22 protein-coding genes and 1 riboswitch are annotated in these 24580 nt (G+C 44.9%); of the genes, 20 read left to right on the forward strand and 2 right to left on the reverse strand.

The window, feature by feature from the left end:
- Window positions 1–41: 41 nt before the first annotated feature.
- Window positions 42–998 (reverse strand): ribonuclease HIII, encoded by a 957-nt coding sequence (gene rnhC, locus LRR81_RS01225; RefSeq protein WP_231787477.1) that lies wholly within the window; start codon window positions 996–998, stop codon window positions 42–44.
- A gap of 150 nt (window positions 999–1148) precedes the next feature.
- On the opposite strand from rnhC, the gene zapA reads away from it, so the two are divergent.
- The 12 genes from zapA to LRR81_RS01285 all read left to right on the forward strand — a co-directional run bounded on the left by zapA (window position 1149) and on the right by LRR81_RS01285 (window position 16195).
- Window positions 1149–1406 (forward strand): cell division protein ZapA, encoded by a 258-nt coding sequence (gene zapA, locus LRR81_RS01230; protein WP_231787478.1) that lies wholly within the window; start codon window positions 1149–1151, stop codon window positions 1404–1406.
- Window positions 1407–1415: 9 nt separating this feature from the next.
- Window positions 1416–1973: a CvpA family protein gene (locus LRR81_RS01235; RefSeq protein WP_231787479.1), complete on the forward strand. Its 558-nt coding sequence runs from the start codon at window positions 1416–1418 to the stop codon at window positions 1971–1973.
- A 105-nt stretch (window positions 1974–2078) separates the two neighbouring features.
- Window positions 2079–3800: a DNA polymerase/3'-5' exonuclease PolX gene (gene polX, locus LRR81_RS01240; protein ID WP_231787480.1), complete on the forward strand. Its 1722-nt coding sequence runs from the start codon at window positions 2079–2081 to the stop codon at window positions 3798–3800.
- Between the two features lie 23 nt (window positions 3801–3823).
- The gene (locus LRR81_RS01245) at window positions 3824–6184 is read left to right on the forward strand and encodes an endonuclease MutS2 (RefSeq protein WP_231787481.1); all 2361 of its coding nucleotides are present in this window, start codon (window positions 3824–3826) and stop codon (window positions 6182–6184) included.
- Between the two features lie 363 nt (window positions 6185–6547).
- Window positions 6548–8236, forward strand: coding sequence for an AMP-binding protein (locus LRR81_RS01250; protein ID WP_231787482.1), 1689 nt, complete (start codon window positions 6548–6550; stop codon window positions 8234–8236).
- Window positions 8237–8359: 123 nt separating this feature from the next.
- Window positions 8360–8947 carry a TetR/AcrR family transcriptional regulator gene (locus LRR81_RS01255; protein WP_231787483.1) on the forward strand — a complete coding sequence of 196 codons (588 nt, stop codon included), beginning with the start codon at window positions 8360–8362 and terminating at the stop codon, window positions 8945–8947.
- Window positions 8948–9007: 60 nt separating this feature from the next.
- Window positions 9008–9781: an enoyl-CoA hydratase gene (locus LRR81_RS01260; RefSeq protein WP_231787484.1), complete on the forward strand. Its 774-nt coding sequence runs from the start codon at window positions 9008–9010 to the stop codon at window positions 9779–9781.
- A gap of 221 nt (window positions 9782–10002) precedes the next feature.
- A complete protein-coding gene (locus LRR81_RS01265; protein ID WP_231787485.1) occupies window positions 10003–10776 on the forward strand; it encodes an electron transfer flavoprotein subunit beta/FixA family protein in 774 nt (257 codons plus the stop codon).
- Between the two features lie 48 nt (window positions 10777–10824).
- A complete protein-coding gene (locus tag LRR81_RS01270; protein ID WP_231787486.1) occupies window positions 10825–11802 on the forward strand; it encodes an electron transfer flavoprotein subunit alpha/FixB family protein in 978 nt (325 codons plus the stop codon).
- Between the two features lie 152 nt (window positions 11803–11954).
- Window positions 11955–12269: a thioredoxin gene (trxA, locus tag LRR81_RS01275; RefSeq protein WP_231787487.1), complete on the forward strand. Its 315-nt coding sequence runs from the start codon at window positions 11955–11957 to the stop codon at window positions 12267–12269.
- A 526-nt stretch (window positions 12270–12795) separates the two neighbouring features.
- The gene (uvrC, locus tag LRR81_RS01280; protein WP_231787488.1) at window positions 12796–14565 is read left to right on the forward strand and encodes an excinuclease ABC subunit UvrC; all 1770 of its coding nucleotides are present in this window, start codon (window positions 12796–12798) and stop codon (window positions 14563–14565) included.
- A gap of 68 nt (window positions 14566–14633) precedes the next feature.
- Window positions 14634–14807: riboswitch (Lysine riboswitch) on the forward strand.
- A 155-nt stretch (window positions 14808–14962) separates the two neighbouring features.
- Complete coding sequence (locus tag LRR81_RS01285) at window positions 14963–16195, forward strand: aspartate kinase (RefSeq protein ID WP_231787489.1); 1233 nt, start codon at window positions 14963–14965, stop codon at window positions 16193–16195.
- Window positions 16196–16260: 65 nt separating this feature from the next.
- Here the strand turns inward: LRR81_RS01285 and LRR81_RS01290 are convergent, their stop codons facing one another.
- Window positions 16261–16719: a YslB family protein gene (locus tag LRR81_RS01290; RefSeq protein ID WP_231787490.1), complete on the reverse strand. Its 459-nt coding sequence runs from the start codon at window positions 16717–16719 to the stop codon at window positions 16261–16263.
- Window positions 16720–17240: 521 nt separating this feature from the next.
- Between LRR81_RS01290 and LRR81_RS01295 the strand changes: the two genes are divergently transcribed.
- From LRR81_RS01295 to LRR81_RS01330, 8 genes are all read left to right on the forward strand, one after another.
- Entirely contained in the window at window positions 17241–17849 is a 609-nt protein-coding gene (locus LRR81_RS01295; RefSeq protein ID WP_231787491.1) for a succinate dehydrogenase cytochrome b558 subunit, read from the forward strand.
- Between the two features lie 31 nt (window positions 17850–17880).
- Window positions 17881–19644 (forward strand): succinate dehydrogenase flavoprotein subunit, encoded by a 1764-nt coding sequence (sdhA, locus tag LRR81_RS01300; RefSeq protein WP_231787492.1) that lies wholly within the window; start codon window positions 17881–17883, stop codon window positions 19642–19644.
- Window positions 19641–20438, forward strand: a complete 798-nt coding sequence (gene sdhB / locus LRR81_RS01305) for a succinate dehydrogenase iron-sulfur subunit (RefSeq protein ID WP_231787493.1) — start codon at window positions 19641–19643, stop codon at window positions 20436–20438. Before sdhA ends, sdhB begins: the two co-directional genes overlap by 4 nt.
- Window positions 20439–20784: 346 nt before the next feature.
- The gene (gerE, locus tag LRR81_RS01310) at window positions 20785–21009 is read left to right on the forward strand and encodes a spore germination transcription factor GerE (protein ID WP_231787494.1); all 225 of its coding nucleotides are present in this window, start codon (window positions 20785–20787) and stop codon (window positions 21007–21009) included.
- 286 nt (window positions 21010–21295) lie between these two features.
- A complete protein-coding gene (locus LRR81_RS01315) occupies window positions 21296–21748 on the forward strand; it encodes a MarR family winged helix-turn-helix transcriptional regulator (protein WP_231787495.1) in 453 nt (150 codons plus the stop codon).
- A gap of 9 nt (window positions 21749–21757) precedes the next feature.
- The gene (gene racE, locus LRR81_RS01320) at window positions 21758–22570 is read left to right on the forward strand and encodes a glutamate racemase (protein ID WP_231787496.1); all 813 of its coding nucleotides are present in this window, start codon (window positions 21758–21760) and stop codon (window positions 22568–22570) included.
- A gap of 98 nt (window positions 22571–22668) precedes the next feature.
- Window positions 22669–23742: a GerMN domain-containing protein gene (locus tag LRR81_RS01325; protein WP_231787497.1), complete on the forward strand. Its 1074-nt coding sequence runs from the start codon at window positions 22669–22671 to the stop codon at window positions 23740–23742.
- 218 nt (window positions 23743–23960) lie between these two features.
- Window positions 23961–24560, forward strand: a complete 600-nt coding sequence (locus LRR81_RS01330; protein ID WP_231787498.1) for an XTP/dITP diphosphatase — start codon at window positions 23961–23963, stop codon at window positions 24558–24560.
- Window positions 24561–24580 lie beyond the last annotated feature (20 nt).

Here is a 24580-nt window from a genome sequence, read left to right on the forward strand (position 1 = left end):
ATGGTAAAGAAAACGGAGCTTCCGCTAATGGAAGCTCCGTTTTATTGTCTGTTCTGTTTTTTGGCCAGCAGCAGCTTTGCTTTACCCGTATTGGCAAAGTGAAGCTTGACAAACTGTCCTGCCGTTTGTTCTCCCTGTGCTGCCATGAGCTTTGCCGCAGCTTCATCGACCTTGCTTCCGGCTCCTTTTGGAAGAGGGAAACCGGCTTTTTTGGAGAGCTTATCAAACTCCTTTAAAAAGGCGTATCTGGCAATAATGGAGGCAGCCGCGACAGCAAGATGAACGCCCTCTGCCTTTGTGCTGAAATAGGTTTTTTCTTTTGTAAAAGCTTTTCCGCTTAAATGCCGGAAATAAATATCAGGTACCGCAAATTGGTCAATAAGAACAGCTTCCGGTTCTTCAGGTGAAATTTTTTCCTTCAGCTTTGTAATGGCCTGATTGTGCAGCAGTGCTTTCAATTTTCCTTGTGACATGCCCTTTGCCTGCATCACGTTGTACTTTTCATTAGGAAGAATGAGAAGGCTGTAAGGAATCGTTTTGATCAAATCTTTGGCAATCGCGGTAATCTGTGAGTCTGTTAAATTTTTTGAGTCTTTTACTCCGAGCTCCTTAAGCAGCGGAAGGTTTTTTCTGCTGGCATAGGCTGCTGCAACAGTCATCGGGCCGAAGTAATCCCCTGTTCCGACTTCATCTGATCCGATGACAGACATTTCAGATATGGAAGGGGGCGGACTGAAAACAGCGGGGATTGCCGAACTTTTTTTATTAATGGGCTTGGTGTTCCCTCCGGTGCTGTCAGACTGCCACCTTCCGCTTTCTGTCTGGGCTCCTGCGCCTTGAAAAAGAACCTTGCCGGATTTATATGCCGTAATGGAGCAGTTTGCGGTCTTGGCTGCAAAGAGCGCCCCCTGAGGAAGCTTTTCGATCAGGGAATCCTTATAATGCAGCTTCATTTTCTGGATAGCTGCCGGCGTAGTTTGAATAACAGAATGCGACATATTTTTCTTCCTTTCTAAACGGAACCGCACGCTTCATAAGCAGGTATGACCTGCTTTAAAGGCTTGCAAAGAAGGTTTCCGTCTTCTTTCCATTATGGAAAAGAACATGTTATGATAAAGATTAGGATTTATATGAATGGAGGATACACGTTGTCAAATCGTCCTAAAACTAAAACTACAGTTGATATATATGGACAGCAATATTCGATCATCGGCACAGAAAGCACAAGCCACATCAGGCTGGTCGCTTCCATTGTTGATGACAAGATGCGGGAGATGAGCCAGCACAATCCTGCACTCGATATTAATAAACTCGCTGTATTGACAGCAGTTAATATGGTCCATGAATATTTAAAATTAAAAGATGATTACGAAAAGCTGGAAAAACAACTTCATGAAAAGGATTGAACTGTCAAAATGCTTGATTTCATTCTAATCGTCCTGCTTGTGCTGGGTATTCTTGTCGGCCTCAAAAGAGGACTGATTCTTCAGGTTGTCCATCTGGCAGGCTTTGTGCTTGCATATATTGTAGCATATCACTTTTCTGCGGATCTTGCGCCTAATTTAAAGTGGATTCCCTATCCCAATTTAGGTGAAGGCTCAGGGATGGTTTCCTTCTTCAGCGGAATTCATGCGGAAGATGCCTACTACCGCGCCATTGCGTTTCTTATTCTTTTCTTCGGAACAAAAATACTTGCCAATATGCTGGGCTCCATGCTGAACCTGGCAGCATCTATTCCCGTTCTTAAACAGATCAACAAACTGGCAGGAGGTATTTTCGGATTTGCAGAAGTGTATCTCGTTCTATTTATTCTGCTCTTCGCAGCAGGGCTTCTGCCGATGAACAATGTCCAGTCCGCTTTAAAGGATTCAGCGCTCACTGGAACAATTGTCAACCACACTCCAGTCCTTTCAGATAAAGTCAAAGAGCTATGGCTTCAGTACGGCAGCGGAAAAACGACAACTTCTCTTTAACCCGGAGAAGTTTTTTCCTGTTACAGGCGCTGCGGCTTTTCATTAAATGAAAAAAAATGTATCATCTTTGGTAGAAAATTGTATGAATGGGCAGAGGTGAAGCAGATGACGGTAAATAAAAAAGACGTGGTGAGATTGCTCGAAACAATCGCCATTTATATGGAATTAAAGGGTGAAAATCCATTTAAAATATCAGCTTTCAGAAAAGCAGCCAATGCGCTTGAGCAGGATGACAGAAGCCTTTCAGCCATCGAAGACTTTACGAAGCTTGGCGGCATCGGAAAAGGGACTGCAGCGGTCATACAAGAGTATTTGGATACTGGCCGGTCTGATGCCCTTGAGGCGCTTCAAAAAGAGGTGCCTGAAGGTCTGCTTCCGCTCTTAAAGCTTCCTGGCCTTGGCGGAAAGAAAATAGCCAAGCTTTATAAGGAGCTCGGTGTCGACAGCATGGAAGCGCTGAAGGAAGCCTGTTTGAAGCATCAGATTCAGGGGCTTCAGGGCTTTGGGAAAAAAACAGAAGAAAAAATTCTGGAAGCGATCGATGAATCCGGCACGAGGCCGGATAGGCTGCCTCTGGCCTTCATGCTGCCGATATCAGAAGAGATTGACAGCTTTTTAAAAAATGCGGAAGGAATCACCCGCTTCTCAAAAGCAGGAAGCCTGAGAAGAATGAGGGAAACAATCAAGGATCTGGACTATATTATTTCCTGTGAAAATCCCCAGGCAGTAAGGGAGCAGCTTCTGAAAATGCCGAAGCTGACAGATGTCATTGCAAGCGGGGATACGAAGGTATCTGTTCAGCTCGGCTATGATTTTGAAGTAAATGTTGATTTCAGGCTTGTGCAGGATGCAGAATTTGCCTCTGCCCTTCATCACTTTACAGGCTCTAAAGACCATAACGTCAAAATGCGGCAGCTTGCAAAAGAGCGCGGTGAAAAAATTAGCGAATACGGCATCGAAAACCTGGAAACAGGCGAGGTCAAAACAGTAAGTGACGAAGCAGAGCTGTATGCTCACTTCGGGCTGCCATGGATTCCGCCTGAGCTCCGTGAAGATGGAACAGAAGTAGATAAAGCGGAAATGACGGACACTCTTATAAAATTAGAGGATATAAAAGGCGATCTTCATATGCACTCCACCTGGACTGACGGCGCCTTTACAATAGAAGAAATGGCGGAAGCCTGCAGGGCGAAAGGCTATCGTTATATGGCCATTACAGATCATTCAAAATATTTAAAGGTGGCAGGAGGCCTGACAGAGGAAAGGCTCCGGGCCCAGCGCGAGGAAGTGAACCGCCTGAACAGCAAGTACAGCAATTTTACTATTTTAGCCGGAGTTGAAATGGACATATTGCCAGACGGAACACTTGATTACGATGATCAGATGCTTGAAGAACTGGATTTTGTCATAGCGTCCATCCACTCCAGCTTTTCACAGCCGGAAGACGTGATTATGAGCAGGCTGAAAACAGCTCTTGAGAGCCATCATGTCGATCTGATCGCTCATCCGACAGGCCGCTTGATCGGGAAGAGGAAAGGGTATGAGCCGGATGTCGATCTGCTGATAAAGCTTGCAAAGGAAACGAATACAGCTCTTGAGCTGAATGCCAATCCGAACAGGCTTGATTTAAGTGCGGAAAATATCCGCAAAGCACAGGCAGCTGGAGTAAAGATTATGATTAATACGGATGCTCACAGCCTTGATATGCTTGAACACATGCCGATTGGCGTTTCTGCAGCCAAAAAAGGCTGGATTGAAAAAGAAAATGTAATAAATACATGGGAACTGGATGAACTAAGGCAGTTTTTAAACCGTCACTCTTCATAATATTCCCTTGGGAGGAACCCATATTGCAGCAAAGAGTATTAAACGTTCTGGAGTTTGATAAAGTAAGAGAACATCTGATGAAGCATGCTGCCTCATCCCTTGGCAGGGAGAAAGCAGCAGCGCTTATTCCTTCTGTCTCTCTTGAAGAAGCAAAAAGATGGCAGGATGACACAGATGAAGCAGCGAAAGTGATCAGACTGAAGGGGAACGCCCCATTCGGCGGTTTGACGGATATCAGGACAAGCCTGAAGCGATCCAAAATCGGCGGCATGCTGAGCGCTTCTGAATTGATTGAAATAGCTGGAACCATTTATGCAGGCAGGCAAATCAAGCATTTTATTGAAGATATGATTGAAAACGGCATCGAGCTGCGGAATCTTGGAGAGCGGGCGGAGCAGCTTGTTCCTTTGACAGACCTTGAGAAACGGATTAAGCAATGCATTGATGACAATGGAGAAATCCTGGACCATGCAAGTGATGCACTGCGAGGAATCAGGCAGCAGAAAAGAGCAACAGAAGCAAAAGTGCGCGATAAGCTGGAATCCATGATCAGATCCTCTTCAGCTCAAACCATGCTTTCTGATGCCATCATAACAATTCGAAACGACCGGTTCGTTCTGCCTGTCAAGCAGGAATACCGTTCAGCTTACGGGGGGATAGTGCATGACCAGTCTTCTTCAGGTGCAACTCTTTTTGTTGAACCTCAGGCTGTAGTTGAACTGAACAATGCTGTTCAGCAGGCGAGGGTCAGAGAGAAAATGGAGATTGAGAAAATTCTGCGCGAGCTGTCTGAGCAAACGGCTGAATCAGCTGATGCTATCTTAGCCAATGTTGACATACTGGCAGACTTGGATTTTATTTTTATGAAGGCACGCTATGCGAAGGAAATCAAGGCATCAAGGCCTGAGCTGAATGATGCCGGGGTTATTCGCCTGTTTAAAGCACGGCACCCGCTGCTGCCTGAGGATCAGGTTGTGGCGAATGATATAGCGATTGGCGAGGATTATACAACGATTGTGATTACCGGGCCAAATACCGGCGGTAAAACCGTTACGCTGAAAACAGTCGGAATCTTTACATTGATGGCGCAGGCGGGGCTGCAAATACCAGCCTATGACGGCTCAGAGCTTGCCGTCTTCCAATCCGTTTATGCCGATATAGGTGATGAGCAGTCCATTGAACAGAGCTTGAGTACATTTTCATCCCATATGGTGAACATCGTGGATATTTTGAAAAAAGCCGATGACCAAAGCCTTGTCCTGTTTGACGAGCTTGGTGCGGGAACAGATCCGCAGGAGGGCGCAGCACTGGCCATATCCATCCTGGATGAAGTGTATGGAAGGGGAGCGCGGGTGATCGCCACAACTCATTACCCGGAACTGAAGGCGTACGGCTATAACAGGGATGGCGTGACGAATGCGAGTGTGGAATTTGATATTGAAACTCTCAGCCCGACCTACAGGCTCCTGATCGGCATTCCTGGACGAAGCAATGCATTTGAAATCTCAAAAAGGCTCGGCCTTGCTGATTATGTCATTCGATCTGCGAAAAGCCAGATGACTTCAGAAAGCAATGAAGTGGACAGAATGATTTCAGCTCTTGAAGACAGCAAAAAGCAGGCAGAGGCTGAAAGGGCAGAAGCGGAATCTATTAGAAAAGAAGCAGAGCAGCTTCATAAAGATCTGCAGCAGCAGATCCTCCAGTTTAACGATGAGCGGGATAAGCTGTTCGAAAAAGCGGAAAAGCAGGCGGAAGAAAGATTGGCAGCTGCCAGAGAAGAAGCAGAGGGCGTTATCCGGGAACTTCGGAGAATGAGCAAGGAGCAGCATGCTTCTGTAAAAGAACATGAACTTATTAATGCCAGAAAACGGCTCGAAGAAGCCCAGCCTGTGTTTCAAAAATCCAAAAAAGCTCCAGCTAAAAAGGCGGAGCAGCACGCTCTTCATGCTGGAGATGAAGTAAAGGTCACAAGCTTTAACCAAAAAGGCCATCTTGTGGAAAAAACCGGTGACGGAGAATGGCTTGTGCAGATTGGCATTATGAAAATGAAAGTAAAAGAAAGCGATCTCCAATATACAGGGGCAGCACCAAAAGAAAAAGAACGGAAGCCGCTTGCAACTGTCAAGGGACGGGATTACCACGTTTCTCTTGAGCTTGATCTGCGGGGCGAACGGTATGAAAACGCCTTGATGAAAGTAGAGAAATACCTGGATGATGCGGTATTGGCAGGCTATCCGCGCGTTTCCATTATTCATGGAAAAGGAACCGGGGCTCTGAGAAAAGGCGTCCAGGAATATGTGAAAAATCATCGCAGTGTAAAAAATGCAAGATTTGGCGAAGCAGGAGAAGGCGGATCAGGCATTACCGTTGTTGAATTAAAATAAAGACTTGGCCTGATCTGGCTAAGACGGCAGGGGAGCAAAGGGATGGAAACACTTGCAAAGGTTTTGCTTTGGGTATGCGGAAGTTTTCTTTTAGTGGGTATTATTTACTGGATCTTTTTTTCTTAAAAGTCATCTAGTCTCATAGTCGCGTTATTCAGCAGTAAGCAGCAATGCTTGGAAAAAACGTTATTTAACAATTGATTGAGACAGAAACAGGCTAACATTGCATATGGATATAAAAAGGCTGGCAATTATACGCCAGTCTTTTTTCACACTGTTTAAATTCTAAATATAGGAATATTTCAGAATATATTGTTATAATAAAGGGAGAAAAAGAGACAAAAGCAGACAAGGGGGATTGGGATGACAGTAAAAAGACCTTGGCTATCGCACTATCCAGATGAATTGCCGAAAGATATAGAGATTGACAGAAAAGCGCTGCAGGACTATCTGGAAAGCTCAGCAGAGGAGTTTCCTGAAAAGCATGCAGTGGATTTTTTAGGAAAAAAACTTACGTTTAAGGAGATTTACCGCCAATCGTTAAAGCTTGCCGGCTACCTGCAGGAGCTCGGGCTTGAAAAAGGTGACAGGGCCGCGATCATGCTGCCGAACTGCCCTCAGGCTGTTATAGCCTATTACGGCATTTTGTTTGCGGGAGGAATTGTGGTTCAGACCAATCCTCTTTACACAGAAAGGGAACTGGAATATCAATTGAAGGACAGCGGGTCCTTGTTCATCATAACGCTTGATATGCTGTATCCCCGGGTCTCTAAAGTGAAAGCGCTAACAAGTTTGAAGCATGTGATTGTAACCGGGATAAAGGACTACCTGCCATTTCCAAAAAATATTCTGTATCCGTTTGTTCAGAGAAAAGATAATAAAGTTGTTCTGAAATTGAATCATGGCGGCAATACCCATTTATTCAGCACGATTATGAGAACAGCGAAAGCTGAAGCAAAAAGATATCCGGTCGACCCAGCTGAAGATATTGCGCTGTTGCAATACACAGGCGGAACGACCGGTTTTCCAAAAGGCGTCATGCTCACACATGAAAATCTTGTTTCCAACACTCAAATGTGCAGCTCCTGGATGTACCGCTGCAAAAGGGGTGAAGAAACCGTGCTCGGCGTTCTGCCGTTTTTCCATGTATACGGAATGACAGCCGTGATGAATCTGTCCATTATGCAGGGGTTCAAAATGGTCCTCTTGCCAAGATTTCAGGCACTTGATACGCTGAAAGCCATAGATAAGCTGAAGCCGACTCTTTTCCCAGGTGCGCCAACTATCTACATTGCTCTCTTGAACCATCCCGATTTGAATAAGTATGACATTTCTTCAGTAAAATCGTGCATCAGCGGCTCTGCACCGCTTCCGGCCGAAGTTCAGGAGCAGTTCGAAAGGGCAACAGGAGGGAAGCTTGTAGAGGGCTACGGTCTTTCTGAAGCATCGCCTGTCACCCATGCCAATTTCTTATGGGAAAAGCGGAAAAAAGGAAGCATAGGTGTTCCATGGCCGAACACAGATGCCGCCATCTTTTCAATGGAAACGGGGCAGGAAGCTGAACTGCATGAGCTTGGCGAACTCGCTGTAAAAGGGCCGCAGGTAATGAAAGGCTACTGGAACAGACCGGAGGAAACAGAGGCGGTTCTGAAGGACGGGTGGCTATTCACAGGAGACATAGGCTATATGGATGAAGAAGGCTATTTTTACATCGCTGACCGTAAAAAGGATATGATTATTGCAGGCGGATTTAATATTTATCCGCGTGAAGTAGAAGAAGTCCTTTATGAACATGAAAGTATACAGGAAGCTGTTGTAGCAGGAGTTCCTGATCCATATCGGGGAGAAACGGTCAAAGCTTACATTGTTTTAAAAGAGGGAATGACTGCAGGAGAAGAAGAACTGAATGCCTTTGCCAGAAAGCATCTTGCAGCTTATAAAGTGCCGAGAATATATGAATTTCGTGAAGAGCTGCCGAAAACAGCTGTCGGCAAGATTCTGAGAAGAGCGCTTGTAGAAGAAGAAAAAGAAAGGTTAAAGGATGCCAACTAATCTGTCAGCGCCGTTTACGGGCGGCGCTTTAACACGTTTTTTGCTTGACATGGGAAACGGAACATTTTATGATTAGATTATGAATGATTATTCATTCATTTTTTGTAAGGAGAAGATCAGCCATTGAAACAAAATAAACCGAAGTATAAGCAGATTATTGATGCAGCTGTCATAGTCATCGCAGAAAACGGCTATCATCAGGCACAGGTCTCAAAAATTGCCAAACAGGCAGGAGTGGCTGACGGCACCATCTATCTTTATTTTAAAAACAAAGAAGATATCCTGATCTCTGTGTTCAGAGAGAAAATGGGCGTCCTGATTGAAAAAATTGAAGCAGAGACAGCAGGAAAGCAGACAGCGGCAGAGAAGTTATACGTGCTGGTGGAAAAACATTTCACCCTTCTATCAGAAGATCATCGCCTCGCCATCGTCACACAGCTTGAGCTGCGCCAATCCATAGCTGAATTGCGCCAGCGCATCAATGATGTTTTAAAAGGCTATTTAAATGTATTGGACGAGATTATCAGCATGGGCAGAAGCTCAGGAGAGTTCAGGCCTGATCTGGACCTGCGCCTTGCCAGGCAGATGATTTTCGGAACAATAGATGAAACCGTTACCTCCTGGGTAATGAATGAGCAAAAATATGATTTGCCTTCTTTGGCCGGCAAAGTGCATGAGCTGCTCGTGCACGGCTGCGGAAAAGCTTCATAGCTTTTCCGCTGTCAGCCGCCTGGGATATATAGATAATATACAAGCAAGGGAGAGCTGACGATGGGTGTTCTGACTGTAAAAAAGGAAAACTTTATCGCCGTTGTAACGCTGGAGAATCCTCCTGCCAACGCTTTGGCGAACAAAGTTTTGAAAGAGCTTACAAGCCTTCTTGACGAACTGGAAAATGATAAAGAAACCCGCGTTATTCTTCTTAAGGGAGAAGGCCGGTTCTTTTCAGCAGGAGCCGATATTAAAGAATTTACACAGGTTGAAAATACAGGCGGTTTTTCTGACCTTTCTGTATACGGCCAGAAAGTATTTGAGAGAATGGAAGGCTTTCCTAAACCAGTAATTGCCGCTATCCACGGGGCAGCACTCGGCGGGGGACTGGAGCTTGCGATGAGCTGCCATATCCGCCTCGTAACAGAAACAGCGAAGCTTGGCCTGCCTGAGCTTCAGCTCGGAATTATTCCAGGCTTTGGAGGCTCTCAGCGCCTTCCGGATCTTGTCGGAAAGGCAAAAGCTTTTGAAATGATGGCAACCAGCGAGCCGATCACAGGAAAAGAAGCAGCTGCGCTTGGCTTGGCCAATGCCGCTTACCCTGAGGAGGAACTGTTTGCCAAAGCAGAAGAGCTCGCTGGCAAAATTGCGAAAAAGAGCCCGGCCTCCATCAAGGCTGTAATTGATCTGCTTCAGTTCCGAAAAAACAGAACGTTCCAGGAATCTATTGAGGAAGAAGCGGAGCAGTTCGGCAAAATTTTCGGAACAAACGACGCGAAAGAAGGCATCCAGGCTTTTATCGAAAAGCGGGAGCCTGATTTTAAAGGGGAATAGGTTATTGATTGCCATGGCCAGCTCCACCACTTTTAGGGGCTGAACGAGCCGCTTCCGCTTTTCAGGTTGTCCAGCTCCAGCGGTTAGCCCGATCTGAGTCGCTTCAGAAAATCCCAAAAAGTCAAAACCGGACTTTTCAGGATTTTCCTCCAGCGCTTGTCGGGGCTGAACGAGCGGCCTCCGCATTTCATTAAATGTCTTAACTAAACAGGGGGATAAACATGAATATCTATGTGATTTTGAAGAGAACGTTCGATACAGAAGAGAAAATTTCGGTCCAGAACAACGCAATTCAGGAGGATGGAGCGGAATTTATTATTAATCCTTATGATGAGTATGCTGTTGAAGAAGCCATCCAGGTCAGGGATGCAGAAGGCGGCGAAGTGACTGTTGTCACAGTCGGCGGCGAAGAAAGCGAGAAAGAGCTTCGGACTGCGCTTGCAATGGGTGCTGACAAAGCAGTTTTAATTAATACAGAGGATGACCTGGAGGATGGCGACCAATATTCCACTTCCAGAATCCTTTTTGAATTTTTTAAAGACAAAGAAGCAGATCTGATTCTTGGCGGAAACGTGGCAATTGACGGCGGTTCTGGACAAGTAGGGCCTCGGCTTGCTGAGCTTCTCGGCATCTCTTATGTCACAACCATCACAAAGCTTGAAATCAGCGGGGATACCGCAACGGTTACAAGAGATGTAGAAGGAGATTCAGAAATCATTGAAACGAAGCTTCCTCTTTTGATCACGGCACAGCAGGGATTAAATGAACCGAGATATCCATCATTGCCGGGAATCATGAAAGCGAAAAAGAAACCGCTTGAAGAGCTTGAGCTGGATGATCTTGATCTGGACGAAGACGATGTTGAAGCCAAAACAAAAACGATCGAAATCTATATGCCGCCTAAAAAAGAAGCGGGAAAAGTGCTGCAGGGCGAGCTGCCGGAACAGGTGCAGGAGCTTGTATCGCTTCTTAGAAACGAAGCAAAGGTCATCTAAGTGTTTGCTTAACGCAACAGCTATACTGATTAACAGGGGGAAATAGACATGTCAAGAAAAGTTCTAGTACTGGGAGAAATTCGTGAAGGATCACTGCGGAATGTTTCTTTTGAAGCGATCGCAGCAGGCAAAACGGCAGCGGAAGGCGGCGAAATTGTCGCTGTGCTTGCAGGGGACAGTGTAAAGAATGCTGCTGAAGCAATGATTCATTATGGCGCAGACCGCGTCATTACAATAGAAAATGAGAAGCTGAAGGACTACACGCCTGACGGCTATTCACAAGCACTGCTTGCAGCAATTGAGCAGGAAAATCCTGAAGGGATTATCTTCGGCCACACAGCGCTTGGGAAAGACCTTTCGCCAAAAATTGCGGCAAAGCTTCAAACAGGCCTGATTTCAGATGCAACAGCAGTAGAAGAAGCAGGCGGGAATATCGTCTTTACACGCCCGATTTATTCAGGCAAGGCGTTTGAAAAGAAAATTATCACAGACGGAATTGTATTCGCCACAATCCGTCCGAACAATATTGCACCGCTTGAAAAGGACGAGTCAAGAACAGGCGATGTTTCAGCACTTGATGTGGATATTAAAGACTTGCGCACCATTGTAAAAGAGGTTGTCAGAAAAGCCTCTGAGGGCGTCGATCTGGCAGAAGCAAAAGTCATCGTAGCTGGTGGACGCGGTGTGAAAAGCACTGACGGATTCCAGCCCCTGAAAGAATTGGCGGATGTTTTAGGGGCGGCTGTCGGCGCTTCCCGCGGAGCCTGTGATGCAGACTACTGTGATTATTCCCTGCAAATTGGCCAGACAGGAAAAGTTGTTACGCCTGACCTTTATATCGCCTGCGGTATTTCTGGAGCCATTCAGCATTTAGCCGGTATGTCCAACTCTAAAGTGATCGTTGCGATTAATAAAGATCCGGAAGCGAACATCTTTAAAGTAGCCGATTACGGCATTGTCGGAGATCTGTTTGAAGTTGTGCCGCTGCTGACGGAAGAATTCAAGAAACTTAAGGTTCATTCCTGATAAAAGAGTGCGCGTCCTCCAAAGGGCGCGTTTTTTTCAGCAAAAAGAGGGGCAGAATAGGGCATAAGGCAAAACGTTAGCAAGAAAACCTTGATGGTGCTATACTAAATCCATTCCATGATTTTAGATTTTTTCTAGGAGGTAACAGAATAATGGCTATTACACATGTAACTGACCAAAACTTTGCAGCTGAAACTGGCGAAGGTGTTGTTCTTGTAGATTTCTGGGCACCATGGTGCGGCCCTTGTAAAATGATCGCTCCAGTTCTTGAAGAACTTGACCAGGAAATCGGCGACAAAGTAAAAATTGTAAAATTAGATGTTGATGAAAACCAAGAGACTGCTGGAAAATACGGCGTCATGAGCATTCCGACACTGCTTGTTTTCAAAAATGGCGAAGCTGTTGACAAAACAGTCGGCTTCCAGCCAAAAGAAGCTTTAGCTGAACTGGTTTCCAAACACGCATAATGATAAGCCGGCCTTTTAGGCCGGCTTTTTATATTGGGGTGAGAATGCACGTTTTAGAGGCTGGCGCTCTGAGTCAGAAGATGGCTTTGCACATAAAAAGATAAAGTTGCACATAGGAGGCATAACCCGCATGTAACCAAACTAACCCGCATGATAAGAACCATACTTGCAGATAAAATCTCTAAACCCGCATAAAAAATTCGAAAAGCCGCATATAAAATTGGAAAAGCTGCAAATAAAAAGCTGAAACCCGCATATAAACGCCTTTTCAAAGCTGATTAAACAGGCTAAAAGTGAATGAAGAGCCTATTATAGAGCATATTTGAACGATTTCTATTAAAAAACCTTCATTCCAACTCATTTTTGCTCCAATCCTTCTAAGTTTGGAAAAATTAATGCTGCTGCTCTTTTCCCTGAGAATACAAATCTTGGCTAATCTAACTGAAGTATCGTAAAATAGAATATAGCTGTTTTCAAAGATATAGTCCTAAAAATCAGCGATTTTAAACAGACGGAGTGGGTGCTTATGTTAGAGCAGATTAAAGAAAAGCTTGCCCTCCTTCCGGATCAGCCCGGCTGTTATTTAATGAAAGACAGGCAAGGCACCATTATTTATGTGGGGAAGGCAAAGATATTAAGAAACAGAGTCAGGTCCTATTTTACAGGCTCTCATGACGGCAAGACATTAAGGCTTGTGAATGAAATTACCGATTTCGAATATATTGTGACGTCCTCTAACATTGAGGCGCTGATTCTTGAACTGAACCTGATCAAAAAATACGATCCGAAATACAATGTCATGCTGAAGGATGATAAAACGTATCCTTTTATCAAAATTACAGGCGAGCGGCATCCGCGGCTGATTGTTACGCGCAATGTGAAAAAAGATAAGGGAAAATACTTTGGCCCTTATCCGAATGTGCAGGCGGCGCGCGAGACGAAAAAGCTTCTCGACAGGCTTTATCCGCTCAGAAAGTGCTCGACTCTTCCAGACAGAGTATGTCTGTACTATCACATGGGCCAATGTCTTGCTCCATGTGTATATGAGGTAACAAAGGAAACGAATAAGAAAATGGTTGATGAAATGACCCGGTTCTTAAACGGCGGGCATTCGAAAATTAAAGAGGAGCTTTCAGAGAAAATGCTGAAAGCCTCTGAAGAGATGGATTTTGAGCGGGCGAAGGAATACAGAGACCAGATTGTCCATATTGAAGCCACCATGGAGAAGCAAAAAATGTCCATGTCTGATTTATTGGACAGGGATGTATTCGCTTATGCCTATGATAAAGGCTGGATGTGTGTACAGGTGTTCTTCATCAGGCAGGGCAAGCTGATTGAAAGAGATGTTTCCTTGTTTCCATTTTACAGCGAAGCGGAAGAAGAATTCCTGACGTATCTCGGCCAATTTTATCAGCAGCCAAATCATCTTCTGCCAAAAGAGATTCTTCTGCCGGACAGTGTTGACAGGGAGATGGCTGAGCAGCTCCTGAATGTTTCGGCGCTGCAGCCGAAGCGGGGGCCAAAGAAAGAATTGCTGCTGCTTGCTCATCAGAATGCAAAGATCGCGCTGAAAGAGAAATTTTCTTTGATTGAAAGAGATGAATCCAGAACAATTAAAGCGGTCGAAAATCTGGGGGAAGAGCTGGGAATCGCTGCTCCATTGCGAATCGAAGCCTTTGACAACTCTAATATTCAAGGAACAGACCCCGTTTCAGCGATGGTCGTTTTCATGGACGGCAAGCCGTATAAAAAGGAATACCGCAAATATAAAATTAAAACGGTTGAAGGTCCGAATGATTATGATTCCATGCGGGAAGTCATCAGAAGACGCTACACAAGAGTGCTGAAGGAAAGTCTCCCTCTTCCTGACTTGATCCTCATTGACGGGGGAAAAGGCCAAATCGGGGCTGCCAAGGATGTTCTGGAAAACGAGCTTGGACTCGATGTGCCTGTGGCAGGCCTGGTAAAGGATGATAAACATCGAACTTCCAACTTGCTGATGGGCGATCCGCTTGAACTGATCCAGCTTGACCGCAGCAGCCAGGAATTTTACCTGCTGCAGCGCATACAGGATGAAGTGCATCGCTTTGCGATTACGTTTCATCGCCAGCTTCGGGGAAAGTCAGCCTTTCAATCGTCCCTTGATGATGTTCCGGGACTCGGTGAAAAAAGGAAAAAAGCCCTGCTGAAGCATTTCGGATCGATTAAAAAGATGAAAGAAGCTACAGTAGAAGAGCTGAAAACGGTCATTCCTTCTGCAGCTGCAGAACTGCTTCACAGGAAATTGCAGGAATAGCTGTTGTGTTTTTTCAAAAGGTTTGCTAAAATACAAACAAATTTCAATATTCGATCGTTTAGTTCCTAAATGATGATAGAGGTGCGAACTTCAAGAGTAATTCATGCAAGGCATTTGGCTGCCGATGAACATGAGTGAAAGGGGAGCGTCGCCGAAGCGGAGGAAGGGCCATTCCTTCATCCGCTGGTTTTGCGCTTAACAGGCGCAGGATTGTCAGGGTTTCCTGGAGAGCTATCTCATTGTATGGGCGAAGATATTTTCGTTTATGCAAGCAATGAGACAGCCTATCTGTTTCATTGCTTTTTATTTTGCCAAAAAAGCAGGGTAAAGAGGAGAGGGCTTCATTCATCTCTAAACGACAAAGAAAAATACTCATACTAAGGGAGAGGTTGCGGCAATGGGCCTGATCGTACAGAAATTTGGAGGAACATCAGTTGGTTCCCCGGAAAAAATCATCAGCGCGGCAAAAAGAGCAGCGGAAGAAAAACAAAAAGGAAATCAGGTAGTTGTCGTTGTTTCCGCAATGGGCAAATCAACGGATGAGCTTGTTTCTCTTGCTTCAAGCATCAGTTCAAAACCAAGCAGGAGAGAGATGGATATGCTTTTGACAACAGGCGAACAGGTGACGATCTCTCTTTTTTCCATGGCACTCCATGAACTTGGGCATGACGCGGTTTCCTTTACTGGCTGGCAGGCAGGAATTCAAACAGAATCTGTCCATGGCAATGCCCGCATCACAAATATTGATGCGGAACAGATTCAGGCGCAGCTTGAAAACGATCATATTGTCATCGTAGCCGGTTTTCAAGGAGCAGATGAAAGAGGATCTATCACGACACTTGGCCGCGGCGGGTCTGATACAACAGCAGTAGCCCTCGCCGCAGCTCTGAAAGCAGACAAATGCGACATTTATACAGATGTGACAGGCGTATATACGACAGATCCGCGGTTTGTAAAAGATGCAAGAAAGCTTGAAGCGATTTCTTATGATGAAATGCTGGAGCTTGCGAACCTTGGGGCAGGAGTTCTGCACCCGAGAGCAGTGGAATTTGCGAAAAACTATCAAGTCCCTCTTGAGGTGAGATCAAGCACAGCGAGAGAAAACGGAACATTGATTGAGGAGGAAGCTAGGATGGAAGAGAATTTAATTGTCAGAGGCATTGCGTTTGAAGATCAGGTAACAAGAGTTACATTGAGAGGGCTGCCGAACAAATTATCAAATCTTTCAAATGTGTTTACAGAGCTTGCTAAAAATGGCGTAAACGTTGATATTATTATCCAAAGCCTGACAGAGGGATATACCTCTTCTCTTTCCTTCACGGTCAACACCTCTTACTTGGAGGATGCAATGGATGTGCTGAACAGCCAAAAGAAAAAGCTGGGCTTTGAAAAAATCGAATCCGAGAAAAAGCTTGCAAAAGTTTCAATTGTCGGTTCAGGAATGGTATCAAATCCTGGAGTGGCAGCGGAAATGTTCGAAGTGCTTGCAGAAGAGGGCATACTGATCAAAATGGTCAGTACATCTGAAATTAAAGTTTCTGCGGTCGTATCCCAGGAACATATGGTAAAAGCTGTTGAAGCCCTTCATGAAGCATTTGAACTGTCGAAAAAGGGAGCAGCTGTTTCTTAAAAGCATGAAGAAAGGCGGACTGCATGGTTGTCCGCCTTTTTCTATTCATCTGGTTCCTGCCGCAATCAGTTGGAAAGAGTCATATCCTTTTGGTCCCATTTCACAGTGAAGACAATTTTATTTGTTCTTTTCTTTACTTGCTCATATGTCTCTGTTGTAACGGTGTTCAATTGTTCGAGCTGCTGGGCAATAAATCCTGCTTCAAGCTGAAAAGTTGGTTCTTTGCCTGATGCGAGGCGGAGAGAAACCAGCTCTCCTTCTAATTCGTATTCCATTTCATTTTTGCTCTTATGTATCATCGTAAGTGTACCGAAGCCGGCTTCAATGAAAAAGGCGCTTATTTCGTCCGCTGTTTCAACGGGAAACCTGCGTGCGAGCTTTTTGCCTGCCCAGTAAAGCATGGATTTGTATTCATGGCCAAGAATTTCAGGAATCAGAACCTCCCGGAACAGCTCATACCCAAACGCAGGGGCGGTTATTTCCTTAAACGCATCCAACGATGGCTCTTTCACATTTTTCTTCACTGAACTTCCCCTCTTTCTATGTTCAATATTATATCAGGGATGAGAGGTTTAACATAGTTCATACGTAATTTTTCTCATCTTATCCGGGCGGCGGCATCTTAGGCAGAAGCAATAAAAAGGAAAAGAATAAATAATAGCCGCAATTAATGTTACTTCTCATTTCATTTTTTTGATAAAATAAATTTAAGGAAATTGGCATTTTTCTAAATTTTAATAAATATGTACGCGTTTTCTTGACGCTCTCCAAGCAGGGGAGTAAAATAAATTTGTCACATTTTATCAGTAAAAGGTTTTCACAGGAAGATCATTTCCATGGTTTTATCCAGCTGCATGCCTGGTAATAGGGTTCTACTACAGGGATGCATCCTTTATCGTCATTTTTGCAAACGTTAGTTTGCTATTTTAATAGGATAACTTGGAATCGGACTAGGATATGCAGATCAACTGACGAACCTGATGCTGAAAAAAGCCGAAGAAGAAAACGGAGAAAAATGCATTATTTATTTAGGGGGTAATGAACCATGGCTGGAGAAAGAGAGTTCGCATACCGAAGGCTGCACTCGCTTCTTGGAGTGCTTCCGATAGGATTGTTCCTCATCGAGCATCTTATTGTAAACCATTTCGCAACCCGCGGTGCGGAATCATTCAACAAGGCGGCTGGATTTATGGAAAGCTTGCCGTTTGTATATGTGCTGGAAACGCTTATTATTTTCTTGCCGCTTTTATACCATGCGGTGCTGGGAATCTACATTGCATTCACAGCAAGCAGCAATTTAGGCCGCTACGGCTATTTCAGAAACTGGATGTTTATGCTGCAGCGCGTGACAGGAGTTATAACGTTTATCTACATCGTTTGGCACGTGTTCCAGACAAGATTTCAGGCCGCAATGGGGGCTGAGGTTAATTATGATATGATGGCTAATATTTTATCCAATCCTTGGATGGTCGCCTTTTATATTGTAGGACTCCTTTCAGCAGTATTCCACTTTGCAAATGGATTATGGTCTTTTGCAGTGACATGGGGCATTACAGTTTCCCCTCGTTCACAGGCTATTTCAACTTATGTGACAGGCATACTTTTTGTTGTTCTATCTTATGTAGGCATTAGTGCAATCTTGGCGTTCGTATAAATCGTAATTTGTTAATTGGGGAGTGGACCAAATGAACAACAATCGAATCATCGTGGTCGGCGGCGGTTTAGCCGGCCTCATGGCAACCATAAAAGCAGCTGAAGCCGGAGCAAGCGTTGACCTGTTTTCATTAGTACCGGTTAAACGTTCACACTCCGTTTGTGCACAGGGCGGCATTAACGGTGCGGTTAATACAAAAGGGGAAGGCGATTCTCCTTGGGAGCACTTTGACGATACAGTTTACGGAGGAGATTTCCTCGCAAATCAGCCGCCGGTAAAGGCGATGTGCGAAGCAGCTCCATCCATTATTCACCTTATGGACCGGATGGGTGTTATGTTTAACAGAACACCTGAAGGACTTCTTGATTTCCGCCGTTTCGGAGGAACTCAGCATCATCGTACAGCTTTCGCAGGTGCGACAACAGGCCAGCAGCTGCTTTATGCTCTGGACGAGCAGGTTCGTCGCTATGAAGTGGCAGGACTAGTAACAAAGTATGAAAACTGGGAATTTCTCGGTGTTATCCAGGATGATGAAGGAGTATGCCGCGGTGTTGTGACACAGGATCTGAAGAGCATGGAAATCAAACATTTCCGTTCAGATGCTGTTATTATGGCTACCGGCGGACCTGGCATTATCTTTGGAAAATCAACGAATTCTGTCATCAATACAGGTTCTGCCGCATCCATCGTGTACCAGCAGGGTGTAGCATACGGCAATCCTGAATTTATCCAAATCCATCCTACTGCAATTCCAGGGGATGACAAGCTCAGATTAATGAGTGAATCTGCCCGAGGAGAAGGCGGACGCGTATGGACATATAAAGACGGAAAGCCTTGGTACTTCCTTGAAGAGAAATATCCTGCTTACGGAAACCTTGTTCCGCGTGATATTGCAACACGCGAAATCTTTGATGTATGTGTTGAGCAGAAGCTTGGCATTAATGGAGAAAACATGGTTTACCTTGACCTTTCCCATAAAGATCCGAAAGAGCTTGACATCAAGCTCGGCGGAATCATTGAAATCTATGAAAAGTTCATGGGTGATGATCCGCGCAAAGTACCGATGAAAATTTTCCCTGCTGTTCATTACTCAATGGGCGGGCTATGGGTTGATTATGATCAGATGACGAACATTCCGGGCCTCTTTGCAGCAGGTGAGTGTGATTATTCCATGCATGGCGGCAACCGTCTTGGAGCGAACTCTCTTCTTTCAGCTATCTATGGCGGAATGCTTGCAGGACCAAAAGCTGTTCAGTATATCAGCGGTCTTGAAAAATCAGCAGCCGATCTTTCCTCAAGCATCTTTGACGGCCGTGTGAAAGAGGAACAGGAGAAATGGAATAACATCATGAGCATGAATGGAACGGAAAATGCTTATGTGCTTCACAAGGAGCTTGGAGAGTGGATGACAGCGAATGTAACAGTTGTCCGCTACAATGACAAGCTGCAGGCAACAGATGACAAAATTGTTGAGCTTATGGAACGCTATCAAAATATTAATATCAATGATACGGCAAAATGGAGCAATCAGGGTGCTGCCTTTACACGACAGCTGAAAAACATGCTCATCATGGGCCGTGCCATCACTCTCGGTGCTCTGCAGCGCGATGAAAGCCGCGGAGCGCATTACAAGCCAGACTTCCCTGACCGCAACGATGATGACTTCCTGAAAACCACAATGGCACGCTTTAGAGGAGATCATGCAGCTCCTGAAATTACTTATGATGAAGTAGATGTATCACTGATTAAGCCGCGTAAACGCGACTACTCCAAAGCGAAAGGGGTAAAAGCATGAGTGCGAACACTGCAGTGAGCGAAAAAACTGCCGAACAAGGCAAGAAACTCGTCAGATTTGTTATTACACGGCAAGACCAGCCAAATTCTGAGCCATACACAGAGGAATTTGAGCTGGAATACCGTCCGAATATGAATGTCATTTCCGCTTTGATGGAAATTCGCAGAAACCCGGTAAATGTAAAGGGTGAAAAAACGACTCCTATTACCTGGGAAATGAACTGTCTTGAAGAGGTATGCGGTGCATGCTCGATGGTAATCAACGGCAAACCGCGCCAATCCTGCACGGCGCTTGTTGATAAATTGGAGCAGCCGATCAGGCTTGCACCGATGAGAACATTCCCTGTTGTGCGCGACCTTCAGGTAGACCGCAGCAGAATGTTTGATTCCTTGAAAAAGGTTAAAGCATGGATTCCGATTGATGGAACTTATGATTTGGGCCCTGGTCCAAGAATGCCTGAGAAAAAACGCCAATGGGCATATGAACTGTCTAAATGCATGACTTGCGGCGTTTGCCTTGAAGCATGCCCGAACGTGAACAGCAAATCCAACTTTATTGGTCCTGCTCCGCTTTCACAAGTCCGCTTGTTTAACGCTCACCCAACAGGTGCAATGAACAAGTCAGAGCGTCTTGAAACATTGATGGGAGACGGAGGGCTTGAAGGCTGCGGAAACTCACAGAACTGTGTGCAGTCCTGCCCGAAAGGCATTCCGCTCACAACTTCTATTGCAGCATTGAACAGAGATACAAACCTTCAGGCTTTCCGCAACTTCTTCGGAAGCGACAGGTCCTGATGCTAAAGAGCCTTTCCCGCGCGGGGAAGGCTCTTTTCTTTATTTAAAAGCTATGATAAAGAAGAATATTGATTTTCACGCACCTGTTCACCTGAGTTCCAGGCGGGAGACTCCTGCAGGAGAAGCGGGACAGTTGAGACCCCGCAGAAAGCGGACGCCTGCACCGGAAATCAACAGACATTTTAAGGAGGGCTTCAAAAAAGTCTGGAAGCTGGGCCTGTTCCCCTTTCTTATTAAATATGCATTTGGAAAGCACCGTTGGAATCTTTTGCACATACAATACTTTGACTAATTATATACCCTTCCGGTAGTACAGTTCTCACTTTAGCAAGGAGGGTTACATTTCTTGAAAGAGAAAGAGTTTCAATCAAAGCCATTGCTCACCAAAAGAGAAAGAGAAGTCTTCGAATTGCTTGTACAAGACAAAACAACGAAAGAAATTGCGGGCGAACTTTTTATAAGTGAAAAAACAGTTCGAAACCACATCTCGAATGCGATGCAAAAGCTTGGTGTCAAGGGGCGGTCACAAGCTGTTGTAGAGCTCCTTCGAATGGGTGAACTGCAGCTTTAATCGTTACCGGCCAACCAGATCTATATCAGGTGGCCGGTTTTGTTTTTATTTTAAACGTAAAGGCTCCGTCTCAGAAATTATGACAAAGACAGTCTTCATAAAAGGCGTTGCAGCAGGCATTTTGCCTCTGTAATTCTTCCTTGCAATTCTTCTGCAAAACGAGCACAATATGAGAGATGGCGCTGGTTCTGTTTGAACTGCATGATAGAAAGATCACTCCAATGAACTTACTGCAAGCCATATGAATCCGCCGGGAAGCCGGCTAAAGTCAGCGGGGTACCTGTGTATGGAAGAGTCAAATGTTAAAACAGCTGGAACAGCGGTTGCCGATATTGAAAAAGCACTTAGGCATATTTCAGGAATGATTAAGCAAAAGGGAAGGGAAATACTCGGCGATTATGCGATTACTCCTCCGCAGTTTGTTGCACTTCAATGGCTGCTGGAACAAGGGGATATGACAATCGGTGAGCTTTCAAACCGGATGTTTCTTGCCTGCAGCACAACGACTGATCTGGTCGACAGGATGGAGAAAAAATTGCTTGTACAGCGAGTGAAAGATGAAAGTGACAGAAGGGTTGTCCGGATTCATCTTCTGGACGAAGGAGAGCGGATCATAGCGGATGCCATTGAAAAAAGAAGACATTATTTAAGGGGAATATTGGTGCATTTCAACAGCGAAGAGCTCCAATCACTTGAGATGCTGCTGAATAGACTGCAGCTTGAAATGCATGAAGAATGAGGCGATTTTTTGAACAGACCAATCGGGATTATTGATTCAGGAATAGGCGGGCTTACTGTAGCAAGAGAAGTTATGAGGCAGCTGCCAAAAGAAGAGATCATCTATCTTGGCGATAATGCCAGATGCCCGTACGGCCCCAGGCCGAAAGAAGAGGTTTATCAATTCACATGGGAAATGGCAAGCTACCTGATTTCCCATCACCATATAAAAATGCTTGTTATTGCCTGCAATACGGCGACAGCCATTGCTCTTCATGATATTCAGGAGGCACTGGACATTCCGGTCATCGGAGTGATCCAGCCTGGGGCGAGGACGGCTATCAAAGTAACAAAAACCAATAAAATAGGTGTAATCGGCACGGTTAATACGATTGTCAGCGGAGCGTACGAAACAGCATTAAAGCAGCTGAACAAAGAAGCTGCTGTAGAAAGCCTGGCATGTCCAGAATTTGTTCCTCTTGTAGAAAGCGGCAGCTATTCTGACGAAATGGCGGAAGCGGTTGTTGAGAGGTCGCTTGGACCAATCAAAGATGAGCCGATCGATTCCCTTATTCTTGGCTGCACTCATTACCCGATTCTTAAGCCTTTTATTGAAAAGGCTATGGGTCCAAAGGTAAAAGTGATTTCCTCAGGAGATGAAACAGCAAGGGAAGTCAGCACCATTCTTTCTTTTCACAAAGCACTGAATATAGGGGAAAGCAGAAAAGAACACTTGTTTTTGACGACCGGTTCAACTGCATTATTCAAAAAAATTGCATCAAGCTGGTTCGGTCAGCCTGTAGAAAATGTTGCAACCATTTCACTTGAAAAAGCCCTTTCTTAATTGAAACGGCAAAACTGAATAAAATATTGCATAGCTCGGTCTAAATCCTCCCAAGGCTCGTATACATAGTAGTACAAACAGCCTCAGGGGGGATTTTTATGCCTAAAAAAGGTACGGCCAAGATTGCTGCATCTATATTGATTTCATCCGTGGTCATCTCCACAATGTCCGGTTGCGGTTTATTCGGCGGAGACAAAGCGGCAAAAGAATTGGATCCGCCTCATAATGTGAGTTATACAGAGGGGAAAGACGGGAAGTCAGCTTCTGCTTCGAAAAGCGGTGAAAGTGAAGCCAAAATGGTCTCACAGGAACTGTATTTGATTGATAAAAATGGCTACGTTGTTTCCCAGACCTTAAAAATGCCGAAAACAGAAAGTGTTGCTAAACAATCCCTGGAATACCTTGTGGATGGAGGACCAGTATCCAATATCCTTCCTTCAGGATTCAGGGCTGTGCTGCCGACAGATACAGAAGTATTGGGTGTTTCCATAAAAGACGGCACAGCGACAGCAGACTTTTCAAAAGAATTTGCCAACTATAAAAAAGAAGACGAATTAAAAATTCTGCAAGCTGTCACGTGGACTTTGACACAATTCAACGCTGTGAAAACCGTCAAGATCTGGATCAATGGCCATGAGCTGAAAGAGATGCCTGTCAACCACACTCCAATCAACGCAGGAGCAAGCAGAGCAGACGGCATTAATCTTGATTCCTCAGACGTGGTCGATGTAACCAACTCGCACCCCGTTACGGTCTACTATCTAGCTGAAAATAAAGGCAAAACCTATTATGTTCCAGTTACAAAGCGGGTGGACAATGGTACAGCTAATCCACTGAGGGCAGCTGTGGATGAATTAATCAGCGGACCTTCTAAAACAAGCGGACTTTTGACGGATTTTCAAACAGGTGTCAAGCTGCTTGGCGATCCGGTTGTTAAAGATGGAAAAGTTACACTGAACTTTAACAATGCGATCTACGGAAGCTTTGACAGCAAGAAAAAAATCATCTCACAAGATGTTCTTAATTCAATCGTTCTTTCTCTGACAGAGCAGCCTGGCATTAAGGATGTGGCCATAACTGTTAATGGCAAAGCTGACTTGGTAACAGAAAAAGGAAAGAAGCTATCGCAGTCCGTCACCCGTCCGGAGAAGGTCAATACAGGCAGTTTCTAAATTGATCTGCTTTGATATAATAATAAGAGAATGCTTGAAGAGGCTGTCCAATACATAGCCTCTTTTTGCATTTAATAATTAGCCAAAACGGCCGAATATTAGATTTTGCAGAAACGGGTATACATAAAGTAAGCGCAATAAACAAAGGCACTGTTCAAAAGACTCCTGTACAGCGAAATGCCCAGGAGAAAAAAGTAACAAAAATGGAGTGGTGCAAAATGCCAAAAGAATTAATTGTAGCAACGAAAAACCCCGGAAAAGCAAAAGAATTCCGTGACATGCTGGAGCCCAGAGGCTTTCAAGTATCTTCACTGCTGGATTTGGATTTGATGGAGGAAATTGAAGAAACAGGGCAGTCTTTTGAAGAAAATGCAGTATTAAAGGCAGAAGCTATTAGCCATCGTTTTGGAAAGCCTGTCATAGCAGATGACTCAGGACTTTCAATTGACGCGCTTGGGGGTGAGCCGGGCATTTATTCGGCACGATTTGCAGGCCCTGAAAGAAGTGACGAAAAAAATCTGATCAAGGTTTTGGAACTGATGAAAGACGTCGAATGGGACAATCGGACAGCAAGATTCCGCTGTGCTCTCGCAATAGCGGCACCAGGCCGTGAAACGATGACCGTTGAAGGGTCAGTGGAAGGCTATATTGCTGAAAAGCCTGAGGGGACCGAAGGCTTTGGCTATGATCCGATTTTCTACGTGAAAGACAAAGGTGCTTCAATGGCACAGCTGACAAAAGAAGAAAAAAATAAAATCAGCCACAGAGCAATGGCGCTTAAAAAGCTTGATGAGCTGCTGGATGAATTTTTTCAGTAACCAATAGTTTGCAAACCAAG

Source organism: Metabacillus kandeliae (genome assembly GCF_021166585.1).
Taxonomy (GTDB): domain Bacteria; phylum Bacillota; class Bacilli; order Bacillales; family Bacillaceae; genus Metabacillus_B; species Metabacillus_B kandeliae.